Genomic DNA, 20,096 nt, shown 5'->3' on the forward strand with positions numbered 1-20,096 from the left:
CGCTTACGGCCTTCCAACATACTGATGATCTGAAGGTCGTCCAGGTTACAGGAATGGATTTCAAACTGGCCGGCGCAACGCGCCTCTTCCAATCGATGTTGAAGCTCTCGGGTGACAGCGGTTGGCAACGTCCGAGGCTTGATTAAACACTCATAGTTCACGAAACCGGTGACACAAAAGTGGCATTGAGCGGCGAGCGCAGCCCTGTACAAAGTGACTGAGGATAAGAGATTCCAGACCGAACACGTATCTGTCACGTTGATGGGGTGGAAACGGGACGGATCAATCGACATCGGGCGCCCTCCCGTAAAGAGCGAGCAAACCCTGCAACGCTGCGGAGTCACACAAAAGTGCCTCAGCTAGGCGCCCTTTAGTTATAAGTCCCTGGCTCGCGGCGTCCAAACATAGCGCGACATAGCTGCTAGAAAGTCCTCTTTCCAATAGGCGTGTTTTGCGTTCTATCTGCCGGTCTGTCAGATGAGCCGGTAGCTCAGGATCAATCTTGCTTGTCCGGGGAACACGGCTGGATTTGATTCGTTGGAATGCGTCTTCACTGACGAGCCCTTCGGCCTGTAGGCCTATGCTTAAGGCATGGCAGCTTACTCGAAGCTCTTGTGCCCAATGCGCAGCGTCGGCCTGTGTCCATCGCTCGGGATTGGGAAGCTGCCGGAGGACCTCCGGGGGCATAAGATATCGGGAAGCAAAAGTGTTTGCTCGCAGTTCTAAATAGTCGTTTTTATCAATGCGGGAATAGGTGATGCTGGGGCCACCCTTCGCATCGAAAAGCGCATGAGCCATTTCATGAGCTGCACTAAATCGCTGCCGATACACATCCTCGCTGTAGTTAACCAGAATGCATTTGCCGGCCTTGGGATGGGTCAGAAACAAGCCTGATATATGGGAATTACCTAGCTTGTGGCGAAAAACATGCACGCCTGTTTGACGGATTTCACTGTAAACATCCCTCGGCACTTCATTGCTCTGGTGCTGATTGAAGCGGCGGAATGCCTCAGCCGCTTTAATCCCGTCGGTCTTGAAATGTCCCGATACTGGGGGTGCCAAAAACTCGCGATGGGTGGCGTTCAACTCCTTCATCAGAAAGTGCTCAGTTTCGCAGAGGTAAAGAAACTCTTGGATGGCCCTGCGATCATCCTTGGTGAACTCACTACCGTGCTTGCGATAAAGAATTTCCGTCTGCTCAAACGGTGCTAACTGCTCATTCGAGATGAAGAATTTGAAGTCACAACGATAGAGATCGGCCAACATAAGCACCTCATCGCCGGATGGCTCTAAAGTGCCCGCTTCAACGGACCGTAACCGGTCGGGAGAGATGCGAATGGCCGAACTCACCTCCTCAGTACTCAGCTGAAGCTGTTCGCGATAACGAGACAACTTCGAGCCCAACGCTATCAGGTTTATCGCCATACCCGTTCTCCTTGTGGGGCATGACGATCCTAAATGTAGTAGCCCGGTCATTCCAGTCTGAATAGATCCTGATTTTACAGATGATCAATGGCCGCTTTTGGCCGTGAGTTGCCTGTGATGGAGGACAGGGACCCGGCCAATAGCTACCCTCGACAGCGGCTTCTTTAGCGACTACCCGGCGATCGTTTTAGCGGTTATTGGAATCCCGTGAGTTCCATCAGCAGACCGCGACAGGCCGCTGATCAGGTCAGCCCGGGCAAGGTTCCCTGCGCCCGGGCACGCCACTCGGAGAAACGCAGACTGACGAAGGCCAGCAGCAGAAACAGCAGCGAAGCCAGCACCAGCCCGCTGTAGCCCAGGATGGGATAGAGCCATCCAGCGACCGCCGAGCCGGTGCCGATACCGGCGAACATGAACGACGCGGTTAGGGCCAGGGCGATGCCGCGTTGTTCGGGCATCAGCTCGACGATGCGCCGCTGCTGCGACGGCCAGACGATATCGGTGGCCAGCGCCCAGATCACCAGCAACAGCCCGCCGAACAGCCTTGGCATCACTGCAAGGCCCAGCAGATCCAAGGCAAGCAGGACGATGCCGAGCATCAGCAAACGCTCGGCACTGACGCGCAGCGCCAGGCGGGTGACCAGCAGGTTGCCCAGCACGCCGGCCACGCCCAGCACGGTCAGCGCGAGGGTGATGTCGCCGGTGCTGCCGTGGAAGTCGTTGCCGATGATCGGCGCCAGGAAGGCGTAGGTGGTGAACACGCCCGTGGTGACGAAGAACACCACCAGAAAGGCGCTCAACGAGGTAGCGCCGGTCAGCAGTGCGAACACGTCGGCCGCTACGATGCGCTGGCCCGCCACGCGATCCGGCACCCACACGAAGATCAGCGCCGCGATCAGCAGACCACTAACGCCGATGCCGAGAAACAGGCTGCGTGCCCCGAGTTCCTGGGCGATCCAGGCACTGATCGGCATGCCGGCCAGCCCCGCGACGCTCAGCCCGAGCAGCACGACGGCGATGGCGCTGCCCTGGTGCTCCCGCGCCACCAGATTGGAGCCCAGGGCGCCAAGCACCGGGCCAATGAATCCCGCACCTAATCCCATCAGCACCCGCGATGCCAGCAGCGTCCGGTAATCCGGGGCGGCAGCGAACAACAGCGCCGCACCGCTGAACATCAACAACCCCAGAAGCACCTGCGAGCGCCGACGCAGATGGCCCAGGGTCATCTGCAACAGCGGTGCGGCGAGCGCGAAGGTGACGCCGAACACGGTGATCAGCAAGGCGCTCTGCGCGTTGCTCAAGGCCCAGGCGGCGGAGATCGCCTCCAGGCTGCCGACCACCGACAGGGCGCCGACCGCCTGGACGAAATAGGCCAGGCTGAGCAGGCGCAGGGCAAGGCGATCCGCTGCGGCAATGGGGCTGTGCATGGTGTTCTCCAGGGATGCACGCAAACGCCCGATCTCGCCATGAGGCCGGGCGTTGGGTTCAGGCAACGGGGATGGGGTTGTCGATGATCGACTGGTTGAACTGAGTCACCAGCCCATGCTCGTTCGGCCCGACGTTGGCGCGCAGTGCCGTGATGCCGTCGACGATCACCTCGGTGGTCGCCGTCTCCAGCTTGGCCAGGGTCTCGGCGATGAAGGCGTCCAGCGGCATGGCGCGCGGATCGCCGCTCTTGTGGATCAGGTCGGTGTCGACCCACGGCGGCGCGATCTCCAGCACCTTGACGCTAGTGTCGCGCAGCATGAAGCGCTGCGACAGGCTGTAGGAATGGATGGCTGCCTTGGTCGCCGAATACAGCGCGGTGACCGCAATCGGGATGAACGCCAGTACCGAGCTGTTGTTGATGATCGTGGCGTCCGGCTGGCGCTTGAGGTGCTCGACGAAGGCCGCGCTGACGCGCACCGGGCCGAGCAGGTTGGTGGTCACCAGGCCGACTGCCTGCGCGTCGTCGAGGTCGCCCGAGGCGGCATCGTCGAAGGGCATGATGCCGGCGTTGTTGATCACCACGTTCAGATTCGGGTGGCGCGCGATCACCTGCTGCGCCACGTCTTTGATCTGCTGCGGATCATTGATATCCAGCGCTACCGTGTCGATGCCGGGGTTGGCGCGGGCAACCTCGTCGAGCAGGGCCTGACGGCGACCGGCGATGATCACCTTGTTTCCGCGTTGATGAAAGGCCTCGGCCAGGCCGCGACCGATGCCCGAGGTGCCGCCGGTGATGAAGATCGTATTGCCGCTGAGTTTCATGGTGCTGCTCCTGAAATGAGGGATCGATCAATGCTGGGCGCTGTAGCGCGGCGCGGGCTGGCTGGTGGAAAGCTGGTCGAACATGGCCTTGCGTGCCGACTCGTAGGCCTGCCACTGGCTGGCGTCGTGCAGCGAGGGGATGGAGATCAGTTCGCCGCGATCGAAGTCGATCAGCGCGGCATCGACCAGGGCGCTGGCCGGCATCACGATGGCCGGGTCGAGGTGTTCCAGGGGCAGGCCGCCGTTGTCCCAGAATTCGGTGGCGGTCGCCCCGGGCAGCACCGCCTGGATGCGCACGCCCTTGTCGGCCAGCTCGTGATGCAGCGACTGGCTGAAGGCGGTGACGAAGGCCTTGCTGCCGCCGTACACGCCGTTGAGCACTTCCGGGGCGATACTGACGATGGACGAGATGTTGATGATGGCGCCGTTGCCGCGCTCGACGAAGCCGGGGACGGCCGCGTAGCTCAGGCGCATCAGCGCGGTCACGTTGAGGTCGATCATGCGGGTCATCAGGCCGACATCGCTGTCGAGCAGCGGCGTGTGGGTGCCGATGCCGGCGTTGTTGACCAGCAGGGTGATGCTCGCGTCCTGCTTGAGCTTGGCCTCGACGGTGGCCAGGCTGGCAGCGTCGCCCAGGTCGGCCTGCAGCACCTCGGCCACGCGCTGGGTGTCGTCGGTGATGCGGCGGGCCAGGTCGTTCAGGCGGTCACGGTTGCGGGCGACCAGGATCAGGTCGTAGCCGCGGCGGGCCAGGCGCTCGGCGTAGAGGGCGCCGATACCCGAGGATGCGCCAGTGATCAGTGCGGTACCCTTCGATGCGGTGTTCATGGTGTGTCTCCAAGTGCGGTGGGCTTGGGACACATGATGGTAAAGGTGGGAAAAGTCCGAAATGACGTATACAGTCGTGTTTTAGGACATGCCTTATACGAGACCCGCCATGCACAGAATCGGCTACCTGCTCTCCGACGACTTCCAGGTGCTGTCGCTCGCCACCCAGACCGTCTTCGAGTACGCCAACATCGTGGCCGAGACGCCGTTCTATTCCATCGAGTTCTTCTCCATCGCCGGAGGTATCGTGCGTTCGTCCCTGGGCCTGGGCATCGAAACCCGGGCGCTGAACAATCCCGGCCTGGCGGACTCCTGGATGATCGCGGGGGTCAACACACCTCTGGAAACGCTGCCCAGCGAGGCCACCCTGGCGTTCGTACACCAGGCTGGGCAGCAGGCGCGCCGCGTCGCGGGTATCTGTACCGGCGGCTTCGTGCTGGCCCAGGCCGGCCTGCTCGATGGCCGTCGCGCGACTACCCACTGGGCGTATGGCGCGGCACTGCAGCGCCTGTATCCACAGATCAGCGTCGAGGACGACCGCATCTTCATCATCGATGGCAACGTCTGGACTTCCGCCGGCATGACCGCCGGACTGGACCTGGCGCTCGGCATGGTGGAGAAGGACCTCGGTCCGGAGGTCGCGCGCTCGGTGGCGCACAAACTGGTCATGCACCAGCGCCGTTCGGGCGGGCAGTCACAGCACTCGGAGATGCTCACCCTCGCACCGAAATCCGACCGTATCCAGAACGCGCTGAACTATGCCCGGCAGAACCTGCACAAGCCACTCGGCGTCGAGGAACTGGCCGAGGCGGTGCATCTGAGCCCGCGCCAGTTCACCCGTGTATTCACCGCCGAAACCGGACAGTCGCCGGCCAAGGCCATCGAGCGCCTGCGCCTGGAGGCGGCGCGGGTGATGATCGAGCAGAGCCGCCATCCCCTGGACGTGATCGCCAAAGAGACCGGCTTTCGTGACCGTCGCCACATGCGTGAAGTGTTCATCCGTGGCTTTGGCGTTCCTCCCCAGGCAATACGCCGGGACGTGCGCAGCGTGAGCATCTGATCTGCCGCCTGGGGCAGGGCCCCATACTGCTTTTCGTTGTATCCACTCGCTGAGGCTGCTTCCAATCCCGCGGCGCAACGGGTGCGCCAGCGCAGAAGGGCGCTGTGACCGAACGCCGGCCAAGGGCCGGAAACGCCCAGGGCGGTGCGCCGAGCTACCTGTTCAATGTTCGATCTGGCGCTTCGGCAGTCGGACGGCTACAGGAAGCAAGAGGCCCGGCAATGCCGAGCCTCTTGTGATCAACGGCGGATAGCGGGGGCTGGCGCGCACCCGGTAAATCACCGGGGGACCGAGTCCAGCCCGGTGGCTTTCACCTCCGGCTGCACCGCCGCGGACGACAGATAGGCCAGCAGCTTCCGGGCCTGCTCCGGGTGTTTCGCATTGCGCGGGATGCCGGCGGAGTATCGGGTCACCGATTGCAGGCTTTCGGGAATCTTGCCGACGAAGGTCACTCCCGGAACCGGCAGCAACTCGGCGACCTGCTGGAAGCCCACTTCGTATTGGCCGGAGGCGACGACCGAGGCAACCGGTATGCGCTCGATCATTTTGGCCTTCGATCCGACCTGCCGCTCCACTCCCAGCTGCTTGAACAGCTTGTTCTGGATGTAGACCCCGCTGGCGCTGTCCGAATAGGCGATGGAGCGGGCGTCCAACAGGGTTTTCCTGAATGCCTCTTCGGTATCGATGCGCGGTTTGGCAGCGCCCTGCTTGACCACCATGCCGATGCGCGAGTCCGCCAGGTCCACCTTGGACGCAGGGTCCACCACACCTTGCTTGATCAGGTCATCCAGCGCGTAGCCGACCATGATCACTACATCGGCATTCTCTCCCCGCGCCAGGCGGTTGGGGATCGCCTCATGCGCCTTCCCCATGGACGGGCCGAGGATGGTGTCGACGCTATCGCCACTCGTCTGCGCAAACGTCGGACTCAATCGCTGGAAGGCGGCGGTGAAGCCGCCCGAGGTCATGACGTCCAGTTGCTCGGCCTGGGCGCTTGCGAGTGTGCAAAGGCCAATGGTCAAGGCGGCGAGTTGCTGTTTCAGTGCTTTCATTGGAGCTCTTCCTCGTTCAGACAGGAAAGGGAGTACGCGAGAACACCCGCGGTGGAACGTGAGCGCCGAGCGACGCGCACAGACAGCGGCGCAGGTCATCTGGTAACCGGGAATACCCTTGCCGCTCGGATGAACAGGCCAGGTGAAGATGGCCGCGGGTGAATCCGCCGGATACGCCAACGCGAGCAGCGGTTTGCGTCCGGACCTGTCGTGCAGATGCTGGAAATAAATCGAGCTGTTCGAGAAAGTCGCCCGAGGGGACGCGAAACGTCGCACCCGCCTTGGAGCGGGCGGATGACCTGCCCAAGGTGGGGAAGGCATGCATGAGGGGTTCTCCAGCGATCCCGTGCAGCTGGTTGGCGCTTTTGTTCGCTGGATTCTGCTCGACCCACATTGAAACGATAAGTGAGATGTTTGCATTCATTGGTGCGTGAAAGTTATCGGTCGGCCCTCTCGGCAGGGATCGGTGCCTGTTTTCAAGGGTACCTGCCGAGAACAATCGGGGAGGCGATCGGAGACGGACGCCTTATTGATGCAGAGGGGCAGCGTCCGGTCGATGGCGGGTCATGGGGCTGCCGCGGCCAATGGCAGCATCGACAGCGGCTTTCTTAGTGATTGGCCTGCGACGCTTCAGCGGTCACTGGAATCCGGTAAGTGCCTTTTCTGGAAATCCGACAGCAGCTATTCGCCAGGTTTCTGAAGTTGGCCTCACCGGGCGGCCATGCACACCAGTTCACGCCAGGCGAACGCCCGGCTGGTGCTGTTGGCGCCACCGCAGCTCAAGCAGTGCATTGTGCCCGCCACCCATGCTGACCCTGGTTAGCGGACGCCCTCAGCGTGCGGTTGACCTGCACATGCAGGCGCCACACTCGCCTCATCCCACAGCCCCATGATGCGCGTTACCGCGGCGTCCATCGCGTTCGCCGATACCCCGTCGCGCGCCAGCGTCGACAGGCCCAGCAGAAAACTGTCGAACGCCGTGGCGAGCGCAGTTGCATCGACCTCCGCCGGTAGTTGCCCCAACGCGATGCCGCGTTCGACGCAGGCCCGCAAGGCTTCCCGATTCTGCGACCGGGTTTGCGCCAGTGGCGCCGAGATGATCCTGCTCTCCTGCGAACACGCGCTCATCGCTCCCAGTGCCACCAGGCAACCCTTGGGATGATCCGGTTCGCATTGCATCCGCGCGGAGCGGCGCAGTGTGAGTTCGATGGCATCCCGCGGCGGCAGGCTGGTGTCGAACAGGCTGTCGGTGACTTTGCCGTAGCTATTCAGGTAAAGGTCCATCACCTCCTTGAACAGCTGCTCCTTGGAGCCAAAGGCCGCGTAAAAACTGGGCGCGGTGATGCCGCCGCCGATGGTCGCCTTGAGTTGGCTCAGCGAGGTGGCGTCGTAGCCGTTCTCCCAGAACAGATGCAGCGCTTGAGTGAGTGCCACGTCACGATCAAACGTGCGCGGCCGTCCCATTTGTGCCATGGACGAGTCCTCCCGATGGACTTAAATACTAGTCGATACATAAGTCGTTGACCATCGCTTGCCCACTCCTTATATTTGTACCGATCAATATATAAGTGGATTCTGTCACATGACTCAAGATGAGCCGCAGCGGGAAACGCTGCCTTACGGCGCCTTGCTTGCCCTGGCGATGACCGGATTTATCTGCATCCTGACTGAAACGCTGCCTGCGGGTTTGCTGCCGCAGATCGTGAGTGGGCTGGCTATTTCGCCCGCCATGGCGGGGCAGATGGTCACGGTCTATGCGCTGGGTTCGTTACTGGCGGCGATTCCGCTGACCCTCGCCACGCAGGGCTGGCGGCGGCGCACGGTGCTGCTGGTGACCATCGCCGGTTTTCTGCTGTTCAACTCCGTCACCGCGCTGTCTTCCAACTATTGGTTGATCTTGGTGGCGCGTTTCTTCGCCGGCGTTTCAGCTGGGCTCGCCTGGAGCCTTATCGCCGGGTATGCGCGGCGTATGGTGGCGCCCGCGTCGCAGGGGCGTGCGCTGGCGGTGGCCATGGTGGGCACGCCCATCGCGTTGTCGCTTGGTGTGCCGATGGGAACCTGGCTGGGTGGGTTGATCGGCTGGCGCATGGCGTTCGGGCTGATGTCGGCGTTGACCCTGGTGTTGATCGCCTGGGTGCTGATCAAAGTGCCCGACTATCCGGGACAAGCCTCGGAGCGGCGTCTGCCGCTGCGTCGCGTGCTGGTGACACCCGGGGTGCGTTCCGTGCTGGGGGTCGTGGTCACCTGGATGCTGGCGCACAACATTCTCTACACCTACATCGCGCCCTTCGTCTCCCCGGCCGGCCTGACCGGCGATGTGGATGTGGTGCTGCTGGTGTTCGGCATTGCCGCGCTGGCGGGCATCTGGATAACCGGGCGGTTGGTGGACCGCCATCTTCGCAACACGGTGCTGGCCAGCCTCGCCACCTTTGCAGCGGTGGCGGTGCTGTTCGGCGTTCTCACGTCTTCTGCCCCCGCCATTTACGTCGGCACCTTTATCTGGGGGCTGACCTTCGGCGGCGCGGCCACACTGCTGCAAACCGCGTTGGCCGATGCGGCGGGCGAGGGCGCGGATGTCGCCCTTTCGATGAACGTGGTGGTCTGGAACAGCGCGATAGCGGGAGGCGGACTGCTTGGCGGCGTGCTGCTCGGGCAGTGGGGCGCGGCGGCGTTTCCCTGGGTTCTGCTGGCGCTGTTGCTGGCCAGTCTGGCCATTGCATTACAAGCACGGGCGCACGGGTTTCCCGGTGGTGACCGGCGCGCGGGAGGGGCGGTGGTTGGGCACTGAGGTGTGTCTTAGTCCTGGAGAAACGGTCCTTTGGCGATTTGCGCGCCCAAGGCCTGCTGAAACGGTGAATGGAATGGCCCGATCAAGGCGTTCGGTTTCTGGCTCAAGCTTCGGCAGGCAAAGGCGACGCAGCATTTCGACGATCGGGTCACCAGGAAACAAAGAGGCTCGGTGAAGCCGAGCCTGTTGATGCCGGTCGATTATCTGCTGACAGCCGGCGCCAGCGCCGCACGGCGGTTCTGTTTGCCCACCAGGAACACCAGCAGCGAACCGGTAGCGGTCAACGCGCAGAGTGGCAACAACGCAATGGGGAAGCTGCCGGTCTGGTCACGCAGTACACCGATGACGGAGCTCATGGCACCCGTGCCCAGGTGAGCAAAGGTATTGATCGCCGCGATCCCGGTGGCCAGGGTCGCTGGCGGCAGGGTTTCGGAGCACAGCGCCCAGAACGGCCCCTTGATCGCGTAGTTGCCCATCAATACGAGCGTCAGCAGCACCAGCGTGATGGTCAGCGAGCCGGTGAACAGCGTGGCGAAGAAGCTCACGGCGGTGATGGCCAGCGGGATGGCGGTGGCCTTGACCCGCTCTCCGCTTTTGTCCGCACGCATGCCCCAGTAGATCATGAAGGCCGCGGCGATGCCGAAGGGGATCATGTTCAACAGCCCGGTTTGCATGTTGGAAAGATGGAAGGATTTCAGGATCTGCGGCATCCACAACGAGAGCGTATTGCTGGTAGCCGAACTGCCCATGTAGATCACCGACAGCACCCAGATGTACTTGTTGGTGACGACGGCCTTGAGCATGCCGCTCACGGTATGCGCCTGTTTGTCGGGAGTGCTTTCGCGTGCCGCGCGTTCCTTGCTCAGTTGTCCGCTCAGCCAGTCCTGTTCCTCTTGAGTCAGCCATTTGGCATCTTTCGGCCGATCAGGCAGCACCTTCAACGCCAGCAATCCCAGAATGATCGCGGGGAGTGCTTCCAGCATCAGCAGCCACTGCCAGCCGGCGAAGTCCGCTACGCCATCCATTTTCAACAGCAGCGCCGACAGCGGCGAACCGATGAAATTGGACAGCGGAATAGCGACCATGAAGATCGCAATGATTCGAGCCATGTACGCCTTGGGAATGCACTGCGAGAGGTAAAGGATGACGCCCGGGAAGAAGCCGGCTTCTGCCGCCCCGAGCAGGAAGCGGGAAACGGAATAGGAGATCGGCCCAACCGCAAATGACGAGCAGAAACCGACGATGCCCCAAGTGATCATGATGCGCGCGATCCACCGACGTGCACCGAAACGCTCCATGGCCATGTTGCTGGGCATTTCGCAGAGGACATAAGCGACGAAGAACAGCGTGGCGCCGAATCCGAAGGCACTGGCCGTCAGCCCGATGTCCTCATTCATGGTCAGCGCCGCGAAACCGATATTGACTCGATCGATATAGGCGATGAAGTAACAGAGCACGAGAAAGGGAATCAGACGAAACCCAAGCTTGCGCATCGTCGATTTTTCAATCCCATCAGTTGATTGCTTGTTCATGGAAACCGCTCTCTTGTATTTGGAATAGGCTGCTCTCAGGCAGAACCTCTCGGTGCGGGGGAGAGGCATGACGGCATACTTTCATTCCAAACTTTCAGCAGGCTTTCGTGGCGAACAAACGGGAAGGATGGTTGGCGGTGTCGCGCCAAATCTGGCTGGCAAGGTGGAACCTGCCTGGATGAGGAAGGGAAGGTGCATCAGGCCGACAAAAGAAGCCGAGAGCGTCGATAGCTGCTATTGGGGCCGAAATCAGCCGCCACATCGCATCCTTACACCTCGCCTCATCTTGCAGAACCAGTACCGCTGCCGTTAACCGTCGTTACTCGCCGCCTGGCCTTCAGGGCCATCGCCAGGCAGGTTCGCCGAGGTGTTCGGCGAAGAAGTCCGAGAGCACCTTGATCTTCATCGGCCGTGTGCGGGCGGTGGGGGTTACGAAGTAAAGGCCGCCGCGCGCCATGCTCCATTCCGGCAGCAGGGTGACCAGTCGGCCATCGGCGAGGTATTCGCTGGCGATGAATTCGGGCAGTTCGGCGATGGCCAGTCCTTCCAGCAGCACGGGCAACAGCGCGTCCGAGTTCGTCACCCTCAGCGGGCCGCTGGGTGACACGTCTTCCTCGCGGCCGTCCTCGTGGGTGAATCGCCATACCTGGCCGCGGGCGCGGTAGGCATAGCTGAGGCACGAGCGGGTGGCCAGCTCGCGCGGATGACCGGGGTGACCGTGTTCGGCGAGATAACCGGGCGAGGCGACCAGGTACTGCGTGACGGCGCACAGCCGGCGCGCCACCAGCGAGGAATCGGGAAGCACGGCGATGCGCAGCGCCGCATCGAAGCCCTCGGCGATCAGGTCTACCGACGCATCCGTAAGGTGCAGGTCTATCGACAGTTCGGGATAGCGGCGCATCAACTGTGGCAACAGCGGGGCGACCCAGCGCAAGCCGAACGCCATGGGGATGGCCAGCCGCACCTGGCCACGGGGCTGCACCGACAGGTCCTGGGCTTCGCTTTCCAGTTCTTCGGCCTGCCGGTAGATCTCACTCGCCCTGGCCGCCATGTTCGCGCCGAACTCGGTCAGTGCCAGTTGCCGCGAGGTGCGGTTGAACAGTCGGCTTCCCAGGCGTTCCTCCAGCCTGGCCACTGCGCGCGATACCGTGGGCACCGAAACGCCCATGACGCGCGCTGCCGCGGCGAACGAACCCTCTTCGGCCACTTTGGCGAACATGCCCAGCCCTTCGAAATCCGGAAGTCTGCTCATTTCATTTCTGCAACGATGGCTTTCATACAATTCTATTTTGACGATTCGCCGCCGTCGATAAGCTTCTCCCACACCACTTCATCAAGACCCATGGGAGAACCACCATGAGCAGCACACTCGAAGGCAAGATCGCACTGGTTACCGGCGGCACCAGCGGTATCGGCCTGGCGACCGCCAAACGCTTCGCCCGGGAAGGTGCACAGGTTTACCTCACCGGACGCCGCCAGGCGGAGCTGGATGCCGCCGTGAAAGCAGTCGGCAACAACGCCATCGGGGTGCGGGTCGACTCCACCCGCCTGGAGCAGCTCGATGCGCTCTACGAGCAGATCGGCACCGCCCACGGGCGTATAGATGTGCTGTTCGCCAATGCCGGTGGCGGTTCGATGCTGCCCCTGGGCGAGATCACCGAGGAGCAGTACGACGACACCTTCGCGCGCAACGTGAAGGGTGTGCTCTTCACCGTACAAAAAGCCCTGCCGCTGCTGGCGAAGAAGGCCTCGGTGATCCTTACCGGTTCGACCGCCGGCAGTTCGGGAACTGCCGCGTTCAGCGTGTACGCCGCCTCCAAGGCCGCGGTTCGGGCGTTCGCGCGGAACTGGATTCTGGATCTGAAGGACCGCCAGGTACGGATCAACACCATCAGCCCCGGCGCGACCCGCACTCCGGGCCTGGTCGACCTGGCCGGCCGCGATGCCGCGCAGCAGCAGGGCCTGCTGGATTACCTGGCGTCGCAGATTCCCATGGGGCGTGTCGGTGAAGCCGAGGAAATCGCCAGCGCGGCGCTGTTCCTGGCCTCCGACGATGCCAGCTTCGTCAACGGTATCGAGTTGTTCGTCGATGGCGGCCAGGCGCAAGTCTGAAGGCAGTTGCGGGCGACCATGCGGGTCGCCCGCGCTGAAAGAGCCGGCGAGGGTGCTCGCGTATCGCGACCTGCACCTTACGACTTCAAAAGCGATACCCGCGGTCGTGAGGCTATCGGCTCTGGCTTCGCTGTCGACCGTGGCCCTGTTGATGGCGGTGGAGCACGACGGCCAACTCCTGGCGCAGCTCCAGAATCAATTGGGAGAGGGCGCGGATACTCTCGATGCGCTCGGCGTCGACCTGGGTAAGGATGAAGGTGTCATCGCTGTCGCTGGCGTGGATGCGCAGCGTGATCAAGTCGGCGTTGCGCTCGACGCGGCAGGCATGCGGTTCGAAGGTGGTCTCGAGGATCGAACGCGCCTGTTCGAAAGGAAGGTTCATGGCAGTGGGTCCTGAAAAGGTCGGTCTGGCCGACGGTATTGTTGTTGTTCAAGTGCACGGAGCACCGGCTTTCTTGGGAAATCGAAGCCTTCTCAGGACGCTGGGCGATCCGTCGCCGGGCACGCTCAACTGCTCGGGCCGAGGTCCGCGAGGTATTCCTTCTGCGCCGTCACCAGGTCGCGCTGTTCCAGCAGCCAGAGCATTTGCGTAAGCAGCTCCTCGTCGTTCTCGCCGCGCTGGTTCCAGTCGTTGAACAGGCGCTGCACGGCCAGGAGCGTGTATTCGGCCTGTCGCTCGAAATCGTTGCCGTGAGCGGTGGGCTGCCACAGCTCGTACAACCGGGTGAGCGCATCCCGGGCGAGCAACGGGCGGTTGCCTTGCCGCTCCTTCCATTGGGCTGCGATCTCCTGTAGCTGGCGCAGCGCCAGTACCGAGGGGTGAGGGGTGGACATAGGGCCTCGACGACGTGATGACTGATAGAGGTTCGAGAGCGGCCGATCAGGCTAATTCAGCCCGTTAGTCGGACAACGCCGGCAGCCGGTAACGGCCGGGCAGCTGAGCCGGAAGCGGTGTTACCGAAACGCAACCCCGACGGAAGGCGAGGTTCACGGGCTAGCAAGTCCTGCTACAATTTGCCCCACATAGCCGAGAACTGAGTTCAGACCTGGATGTCGTCGCAGCCTCGATCTTCGGTTCGTTCGCGTCGCATATGGAGAACCTCGTGAATGAAATGCATGTCCCTGCCCCGTGCCTGTGAGCTCATCAATATTTACTTTCAGCCCTTGGCCTTCGAAGCGGCACTCGACGCTCCGCAAAGCCTGCACGCCTGCGTGTTCGATCCCGCCAGCGGCGAACGGCTGCTGACGGTGTTGGGAATCCACTGCAACACCTCGCCGACGCTGCACGACGTGAAGCGCATCATCCGCACGATCGAATCCGACTTGCAGATCGTCATGCCGTCCGTCCGGAGCGGAGCGTTGCCTGCCACGCTCTAGCCTTGTTTGGGGGTGTTTTGGCAACCCCGAAAGTCGGTTTTCGTTGATCTTTATGACGAAAAAAATGCGCGATGCGGCGCCATGGTCGCTTGACTTGTTCACAATCAGTCTGACGGCATATGAAGGTGCTGTGTAAACCCTTGTCAGCCTTCGACTTTTTCTGTATGTCTTTGCAACTTGTTGAAAAAGAACGAGTTTTTATTGTGGCGAAAAAAACGCCAGTTTGAACGCCAGCCCCGCCCGGCCTGCCTTCGCGGTACTTTTCGGCATCTTGTCCACTGAGTTATCCACAGATTTTGTGGATAGCTCGAAAGCGCGTTTCTAGATCAACGCTGCGCTTCCCGCGCAAGTCTTTTCATCACGGGCAAAAGGAGTAAAGTGCGCGCCCTCCCTGGTCGCTCTTGGTCCTGATGAAGTCTCGCGTTTCCCTTCCCGATACCCCCGCGCCGCGCTCCGGATTGCCGCTACGTGTCGCGTCCTGGCTGCTGGATCGTCCGCAGCTCGGCCAGCGCGAAGGCATCAAGCGCCTGGCCGGCCACCTGCTCAAGCAACCTGCTCGGCAGGGCGTGACCGAGGCGCAAAGTCGTCTGGGGCTGCTGCTGTGTCGCGAGTGCGGTGGTCAGCGCGACCGGCGTATCGGCTTCGAGCTGCTGCGCCTGGCGGCGCGCGCCGGCGATCCGGTCGCCCAGCGCGAACTGGGGCGCCAGGAACCGACCGCCGAGCGTTGATGGGGATATAACCGTGCCCCTGATGGGCACGGGATCGTTCAGCGCAGCGTCAGATGACGGCTGAGCAGGGCGCGCAGGGCGGCCGGCTTGACCGGTTTGGCGAGGTAGTCCAGGCCCACCGCGTGAATGTCGGCGACCAGCTCGGGCCGCGCATCGGCGCTGATCACCACACCGGGAATCGGCTCGCCCAAACGGGTACGCAGCCAGGCCACCAGTTCCGTACCGGTTTCGCCTTCGTCCAGGTGATAGTCCACCAGCGCCAGTTGCGGGCGCACGTCCTCCGCCAGCAGATGCTCGCACTCCAGCCGGTTGCGCGCGGTCCAGACCTGACAGCCCCAGCGCGACAGCAGGCTGTGCATGCCGACCAGGATGCTGTCCTCGTTGTCGATGCACAGTACCTGGGTGCCATTCAGGCCGTTACCGCTGCCATTGACGTCGGCTTGCGCGGCGATCTGCGGCTGTGGCGACTTGGCCAGTGGCACGCTGACGCTGAACACGCTGCCCTTGCCGACCCATGAGCGCACTTCCAGCCGATGACCGAGCACCCGGCAGAGGCCGTCGGCGATCGCCAGGCCGAGGCCGAGGCCTTTCTCGGCGCGGGTCTGGTGGCTGTCGAGGCGCTTGAACTCCTCGAAGATGACCTTGCGCTTGTCTTCCGGAATGCCCGGTCCGCGGTCCCACACCTCCAGGCGCAGCTGGCCGCGGCTGTGGCGCACGCCGAGCAGCACCGGCCCCTTGGCGTAGCGGAAGGCGTTGGTGAGGAAGTTCTGCAGTACGCGGCGCAGCAGCTTCATGTCGCTTTCAACCCGCAGCCGGCTGCCGTGCACGCGGAAGTCCACGCCCTGTTCCTGGGCCAGCGCCTTGAATTCGGCGCCGAGGGTGTCGAACAGCGCGCTCAGCGGGAAGGCGCTGCGATCCGGGGTAATGCGGCCGTTTTCCAGACGCGAGATGTCCAGCAGGTCGGTGATCAGGTCTTCGGCGGAGCGCAGCGAACTGTCCAGGTGGCGGACCAGTTGCTGGGCGTCCGCGGGCAGTGCGTTGTCCTGGTGACCGAGCGCGGCGGAGAACAGCCGGGCGGCGTTCAGCGGCTGCATCAGGTCATGGCTCACCGCGGCGAGGAAGCGCGTCTTCGACTGGTTCGCTGCCTCGGCGTGGGCCTTGGCCTCGGACAGCGCCAGGTTCAGCTGCGACAGCTCGTGGGTGCGTTCGGCGACGCGTTGCTCGAGGCCTTCGTTGGCCTCCTTGAGCGCGTGCTCGGCCTCGCGGAACGCGGTGATGTCGGTGAAGCTCATGACGAAGCCGCCGCCCTGCATCGGGTTGCCGATCAACTCGATCACCCGGCCGTTGGGGAAGGTCCGCTCGGAGGTGTGCGCGGTGCCCTGGCGCATCCAGTAGAGGCGCTTGGCGACGTGTTCGTCCGCATCGCCGGGGCCGCAGAGGCCGCGCTCGGCGTTGTAGCGGATGATGTCGGAAATCGGCCGGCCGACGTAGATCAGCCCCTCCGGATAGCCGAACAGCTCCAGGTAGCGGTGGTTCCAGGCGACCAGCCGCAACGACTGGTCGACCACGCTGATGCCCTGGGTGATGTTCTCGATCGCGCCCTGCAGCAGCGCGCGGTTGAACTGCAGCACTTCGGAGGCTTCGTCGACGATGCGCACCACATCGTCCACCTGCATGTCGCGGCCTTCGATCGCCGCCTTCACCACCGCTCGGGTGGACGAGGCGCCCAGCACCGCCGCGAGCAGGCGTTCGGTGTGGGCGATCCAGTCGCCATTGGCGGCCTGGTTCGGGTTGAATTCCTTGCCTTGGCGGTAGGAGAAGCGCGCGAAGCTCTCCTGCGCACGCTCCTCGCCGACGAAACGTTCGGCGAGCACCAGAAGGTCGCGCACCTGCACGGCCAGCAGCGGCCGGTTGCCCGGCCGCACGGTGATTTCCTGGCCGACGAAACGGCTCGCCTGCCAGTGCTCGGACACTCGCGTGCGCGACAGCAGCGAGACCCAGGCGAACAGGGTGAAGTTGACCACCAGCGAGAGCAGGGTGCCGCGGGTCAGCGGGTCGACCTCGATGCCGATCGGGAAATACAGCAGCTGGCGCAGGCCGGGGAAGACTTCCAGCGGCCAGCCGAGGCTGCGCGCCACCAGCGGCAGCACCAGGCTGTAAAACCAGATCGCCGAGCCGGCGGCGAGGCCGGCGAACACGCCGCGACGGTTGGCCTGCTTCCAGAACAGCGCGCCGGCCATCGCCGGGGCGAGCTGGCCGACGGCGGCGAAGGAGATCTGCCCGATGGTCGCCAGGCTGGCGCTCGAGCCCAGCAGGCGATAGCTGACGTAGGCCAGCAGCAGGATCAGCACGATGCTCACCCGGCGTACCGAGAGCATCCACTGGCGGAACAGCTCAAAGGGACGCTCGGCGGTTTTCTTGCGCAGCAGCCAGGGCAGGAGGATGTCGTTGGAGAGCATGGTCGAGAGCGCCACCGACTCGACGATGACCATCCCGGTGGCCGCCGAGGCGCCGCCGATGAACGCCAGCAACGCCAGGCTGGGATGCGCCTCGGCGAGCGGCAGGCTGATGACGAAGGAGTCCGGTGTCACGCCGGGGAGCAGCAGCATCTGCCCGGCCAGCGCGATGGGAATGACGAACAGCGACGCCAGCACCAGGTAGAGCGGAAACACCCAACGCGCCAGGCGCATGTCCTGCGGCTCGGTGTTCTCCACCACGGTGACGTGGAACTGCCGCGGCAGGCAGACGATGGCGATCATCGCCATGCCGGTCTGCACCAGGATCGCCGGCCAGTTCACCGGCTCCGCCCAGAACTCGGCGAGCTGCGGCGCGGCGCGGGTCTTCGCCAGCAGGTCGTCGAAGCCGTCGTGCAGGCTGTAGGTGACGAAGGCACCGACGGCGATGAACGCCAGCAGCTTGACCAGCGACTCGAAGGCGATGGCCAGGACCATCCCGCGGTGGTGCTCGGTGGCATCGAGGTTGCGCGTGCCGAAGAGGACGGTGAACAGCGCCAGCACCAGCGACACGATCAGCGCGGTGTCCTGCGCGCGGGTTCCGGTGGAGTCGGCGCCGGCGCCGATCAGCAGGTTGACGCCGATGACGATGCCCTTGAGCTGCAGCGCGATGTAGGGCAGCACGCCGACCATGCAGATCAGCGCCACCACCACCGCCAGCGACTGCGATTTGCCATAGCGCGCGGCGATGAAGTCGGCGATCGAGGTGATGTTCTCCTGCTTGCTGATCATCACCATCTTCTGCAGCACCCAGGGCGCGAAGATCATCAGCAGCAGCGGCCCGAGGTAGATCGGCAGGAACGCCCAGAGCTGTTCGGCCGCCTGGCCGACCGCGCCGAAGAAGGTCCAACTGGTGCAGTAGACCGCCAGCGACAGGCTATAGACCCAGGCGCGGGTGCGCGGCGACAGGGGGCGGCGGCGCCGGTCGCCGTAGAAGGCGATGGCGAACAGGAAAGCCATGTAGACGAAGGCGACCGTAGCGATCGACCCGCTGGACAACGACATGCGAACTCCAAGACGGCAGGGCGGACACAGCCGACGACGGCTGTTGCGCGAAGGGAACGCCCGAAGGCGAGTCGCGGCGTTGGATTTTCGCAGCAAAAGCGCCCTGTCGTCAGGCGGCTGCTACCAATGTCGCAGAGGTCCTTGAGCGGTATCCGGCTGGCTGGTAGCGTGGCCTGGATCGCTTGGGAGCACCGCCCAACAGGCAATGTGCGCCGTTGTCGCATGTTTCGAAGCGGCGAGTCTGTCGAGTTTTACCCGCGTCACTGGCAAGGAGGACGCAGATGTTCAAGCCGCAACCGGTCACCCTGCAGCGAGGCGCCCTGCGCCTGGAGCCGCTGAGCGAGGCCGACATCCCCGAACTGGTGACACTCGCCGAAGCGAACCGCGACGAGCTGGTCTACCTGAACGGCCCGTTGCGTCCCGACTGGTATCGCCAGGCGCTGGCCGAGCAGCGCGAGGAAAAGGCCGTGGTGTTCGCCATCCGCATGGGCGACGCGTTGATCGGCACCACCCGTTTCGCCGATTTCATGCCGGTGCTGCCGGCCGTGGAAATCGGCTGGACCTGGCTCGAGCGCGGCCAGTACGGCAGCGGGCTGAACGCGTCGATCAAGTACCTGATGCTGCGTCACGCCTTCGAGGAGTGGCAGGTGGTGCGCCTGCAACTGAAAACCGCCGCCAGCAACCTGCGCTCGCAGCGCGCCATCGAAAAGCTCGGCGCCCAGCGCGAAGGGCGGCTGCGCAACCATCGCCGGCTGGCCGATGGGCGCCTCGACGACACCGTGCTGTACAGCATCACCGACCGAGAATGGCCGGCGATCAAGCTGCAGCTGGAGGCGCAGTTCAGCGGCTGAAATGGACGCGTCGATCCACTCCGAAAACGCCCGTCTCTGGCATCCCGCCAGCCTCGATGGGCTGGAACTGCTCTCGGCACGCTTCGTCGACCACCGCTTCGCTCCCCATGTCCACGACGGCTACGTGATCGCGGTGCTCGAGGCGGGCGCCGAGCGCTACCGCTACCGCGGCGAGGAGCATCTGGTCAGCGCGGGTGGCCTGGCGCTGCTCAATCCGGATGAAGTCCACACCGGCCACAAGGGCCATGACGACGGCTGGCGCTACCGGGTGTTCTACCCGCCCGCCGAGCTGTTCCAGTCGCTGCTCGGCGAACTGGACCTGCCGTCGCGGAGCGCGCCGCGTTTCGCCGGCAGCGTGCACCGCGACGCCGACCTGGTGGCGCGCCTGCTCGATCTCCATCGCCACCTCGAGAGCGGCGCCAGTGCGCTGCAGCAGCAGACGGCATGGCGCGAGACCATGCTCGCCCTCCTGCAACGCCACGCCGGGCTGGGGTCCGCCCGCGCGCCGGGGCTGGAGCCGCTCGCCGTGGGCCATGCCAAGGAAATGTTGCGCGCGCAGCTTGCCGAGCCGCCGT

At 63.6% G+C, this 20,096-nt stretch carries 18 protein-coding genes; 7 read left to right on the plus strand and 11 right to left on the minus strand.

Annotated features, from left to right (window positions below; genetic code table 11):
- Positions 1-282: 282 nt before the first annotated feature.
- The 4 genes from B3E91_RS09200 to B3E91_RS09215 form a co-directional block, all read right to left on the minus strand.
- Positions 283-1,425: an ImmA/IrrE family metallo-endopeptidase gene (locus tag B3E91_RS09200; RefSeq protein WP_287029165.1), complete on the minus strand. Its 1,143-nt coding sequence runs from the start codon at positions 1,423-1,425 to the stop codon at positions 283-285.
- A 242-nt stretch (positions 1,426-1,667) separates the two neighbouring features.
- Entirely contained in the window at positions 1,668-2,852 is a 1,185-nt protein-coding gene (locus B3E91_RS09205) for an MFS transporter (RefSeq protein ID WP_287029166.1), read from the minus strand.
- Positions 2,853-2,910: 58 nt separating this feature from the next.
- A complete protein-coding gene (locus B3E91_RS09210) occupies positions 2,911-3,675 on the minus strand; it encodes an SDR family oxidoreductase (RefSeq protein WP_287029167.1) in 765 nt (254 codons plus the stop codon).
- 27 nt (positions 3,676-3,702) lie between these two features.
- Positions 3,703-4,503 (minus strand): SDR family NAD(P)-dependent oxidoreductase, encoded by an 801-nt coding sequence (locus B3E91_RS09215; protein WP_287029168.1) that lies wholly within the window; start codon positions 4,501-4,503, stop codon positions 3,703-3,705.
- Between the two features lie 109 nt (positions 4,504-4,612).
- Between B3E91_RS09215 and B3E91_RS09220 the strand changes: the two genes are divergently transcribed.
- A complete protein-coding gene (locus B3E91_RS09220) occupies positions 4,613-5,563 on the plus strand; it encodes a GlxA family transcriptional regulator (RefSeq protein WP_287029169.1) in 951 nt (316 codons plus the stop codon).
- 278 nt (positions 5,564-5,841) lie between these two features.
- Here the strand turns inward: B3E91_RS09220 and B3E91_RS09225 are convergent, their stop codons facing one another.
- Together B3E91_RS09225 and B3E91_RS09230 are read right to left on the minus strand one after the other, a co-directional pair.
- Entirely contained in the window at positions 5,842-6,615 is a 774-nt protein-coding gene (locus B3E91_RS09225; protein ID WP_287029170.1) for a substrate-binding domain-containing protein, read from the minus strand.
- Between the two features lie 819 nt (positions 6,616-7,434).
- A complete protein-coding gene (locus B3E91_RS09230) occupies positions 7,435-8,088 on the minus strand; it encodes a TetR/AcrR family transcriptional regulator (RefSeq protein ID WP_287029171.1) in 654 nt (217 codons plus the stop codon).
- Between the two features lie 109 nt (positions 8,089-8,197).
- On the opposite strand from B3E91_RS09230, the gene B3E91_RS09235 reads away from it, so the two are divergent.
- On the plus strand, positions 8,198-9,403 hold the full coding sequence (locus B3E91_RS09235) for an MFS transporter (protein ID WP_287029172.1): 1,206 nt from the start codon (positions 8,198-8,200) through the stop codon (positions 9,401-9,403).
- A 200-nt stretch (positions 9,404-9,603) separates the two neighbouring features.
- Here the strand turns inward: B3E91_RS09235 and B3E91_RS09240 are convergent, their stop codons facing one another.
- Both B3E91_RS09240 and B3E91_RS09245 read right to left on the minus strand, forming a co-directional pair.
- The gene (locus tag B3E91_RS09240; RefSeq protein ID WP_287029173.1) at positions 9,604-10,935 is read right to left on the minus strand and encodes an MFS transporter; all 1,332 of its coding nucleotides are present in this window, start codon (positions 10,933-10,935) and stop codon (positions 9,604-9,606) included.
- Positions 10,936-11,272: 337 nt separating this feature from the next.
- On the minus strand, positions 11,273-12,187 hold the full coding sequence (locus B3E91_RS09245; protein ID WP_286784936.1) for a LysR family transcriptional regulator: 915 nt from the start codon (positions 12,185-12,187) through the stop codon (positions 11,273-11,275).
- A 104-nt stretch (positions 12,188-12,291) separates the two neighbouring features.
- Between B3E91_RS09245 and B3E91_RS09250 the strand changes: the two genes are divergently transcribed.
- Positions 12,292-13,047: an SDR family NAD(P)-dependent oxidoreductase gene (locus B3E91_RS09250; protein WP_287029174.1), complete on the plus strand. Its 756-nt coding sequence runs from the start codon at positions 12,292-12,294 to the stop codon at positions 13,045-13,047.
- A gap of 112 nt (positions 13,048-13,159) precedes the next feature.
- Here the strand turns inward: B3E91_RS09250 and B3E91_RS09255 are convergent, their stop codons facing one another.
- Complete coding sequence (locus B3E91_RS09255; RefSeq protein WP_287029175.1) at positions 13,160-13,429, minus strand: DUF1652 domain-containing protein; 270 nt, start codon at positions 13,427-13,429, stop codon at positions 13,160-13,162.
- Positions 13,430-13,554: 125 nt separating this feature from the next.
- Complete coding sequence (locus B3E91_RS09260; RefSeq protein ID WP_090227816.1) at positions 13,555-13,881, minus strand: hypothetical protein; 327 nt, start codon at positions 13,879-13,881, stop codon at positions 13,555-13,557.
- Positions 13,882-14,163: 282 nt separating this feature from the next.
- On the opposite strand from B3E91_RS09260, the gene B3E91_RS09265 reads away from it, so the two are divergent.
- Both B3E91_RS09265 and B3E91_RS09270 read left to right on the plus strand, forming a co-directional pair.
- Complete coding sequence (locus tag B3E91_RS09265; RefSeq protein ID WP_175534340.1) at positions 14,164-14,424, plus strand: DUF1652 domain-containing protein; 261 nt, start codon at positions 14,164-14,166, stop codon at positions 14,422-14,424.
- A gap of 410 nt (positions 14,425-14,834) precedes the next feature.
- Positions 14,835-15,152 (plus strand): sel1 repeat family protein, encoded by a 318-nt coding sequence (locus tag B3E91_RS09270; RefSeq protein WP_286784940.1) that lies wholly within the window; start codon positions 14,835-14,837, stop codon positions 15,150-15,152.
- 38 nt (positions 15,153-15,190) lie between these two features.
- On the opposite strand, the gene B3E91_RS09275 is transcribed toward B3E91_RS09270, so the two are convergent.
- Positions 15,191-18,670, minus strand: coding sequence for a hybrid sensor histidine kinase/response regulator (locus B3E91_RS09275; RefSeq protein WP_287029176.1), 3,480 nt, complete (start codon positions 18,668-18,670; stop codon positions 15,191-15,193).
- 281 nt (positions 18,671-18,951) lie between these two features.
- Between B3E91_RS09275 and B3E91_RS09280 the strand changes: the two genes are divergently transcribed.
- Both B3E91_RS09280 and B3E91_RS09285 read left to right on the plus strand, forming a co-directional pair.
- Positions 18,952-19,521 (plus strand): GNAT family N-acetyltransferase, encoded by a 570-nt coding sequence (locus B3E91_RS09280; protein WP_090227807.1) that lies wholly within the window; start codon positions 18,952-18,954, stop codon positions 19,519-19,521.
- A 1-nt stretch (position 19,522) separates the two neighbouring features.
- Positions 19,523-20,096: AraC family ligand binding domain-containing protein (locus tag B3E91_RS09285; RefSeq protein WP_287029177.1), on the plus strand; the 574-nt coding region annotated here is incomplete at its 3' end.

Source organism: Pseudomonas sp. UBA6310, from assembly GCF_002438225.1.
GTDB lineage: Bacteria > Pseudomonadota > Gammaproteobacteria > Pseudomonadales > Pseudomonadaceae > Pseudomonas_O > Pseudomonas_O kuykendallii.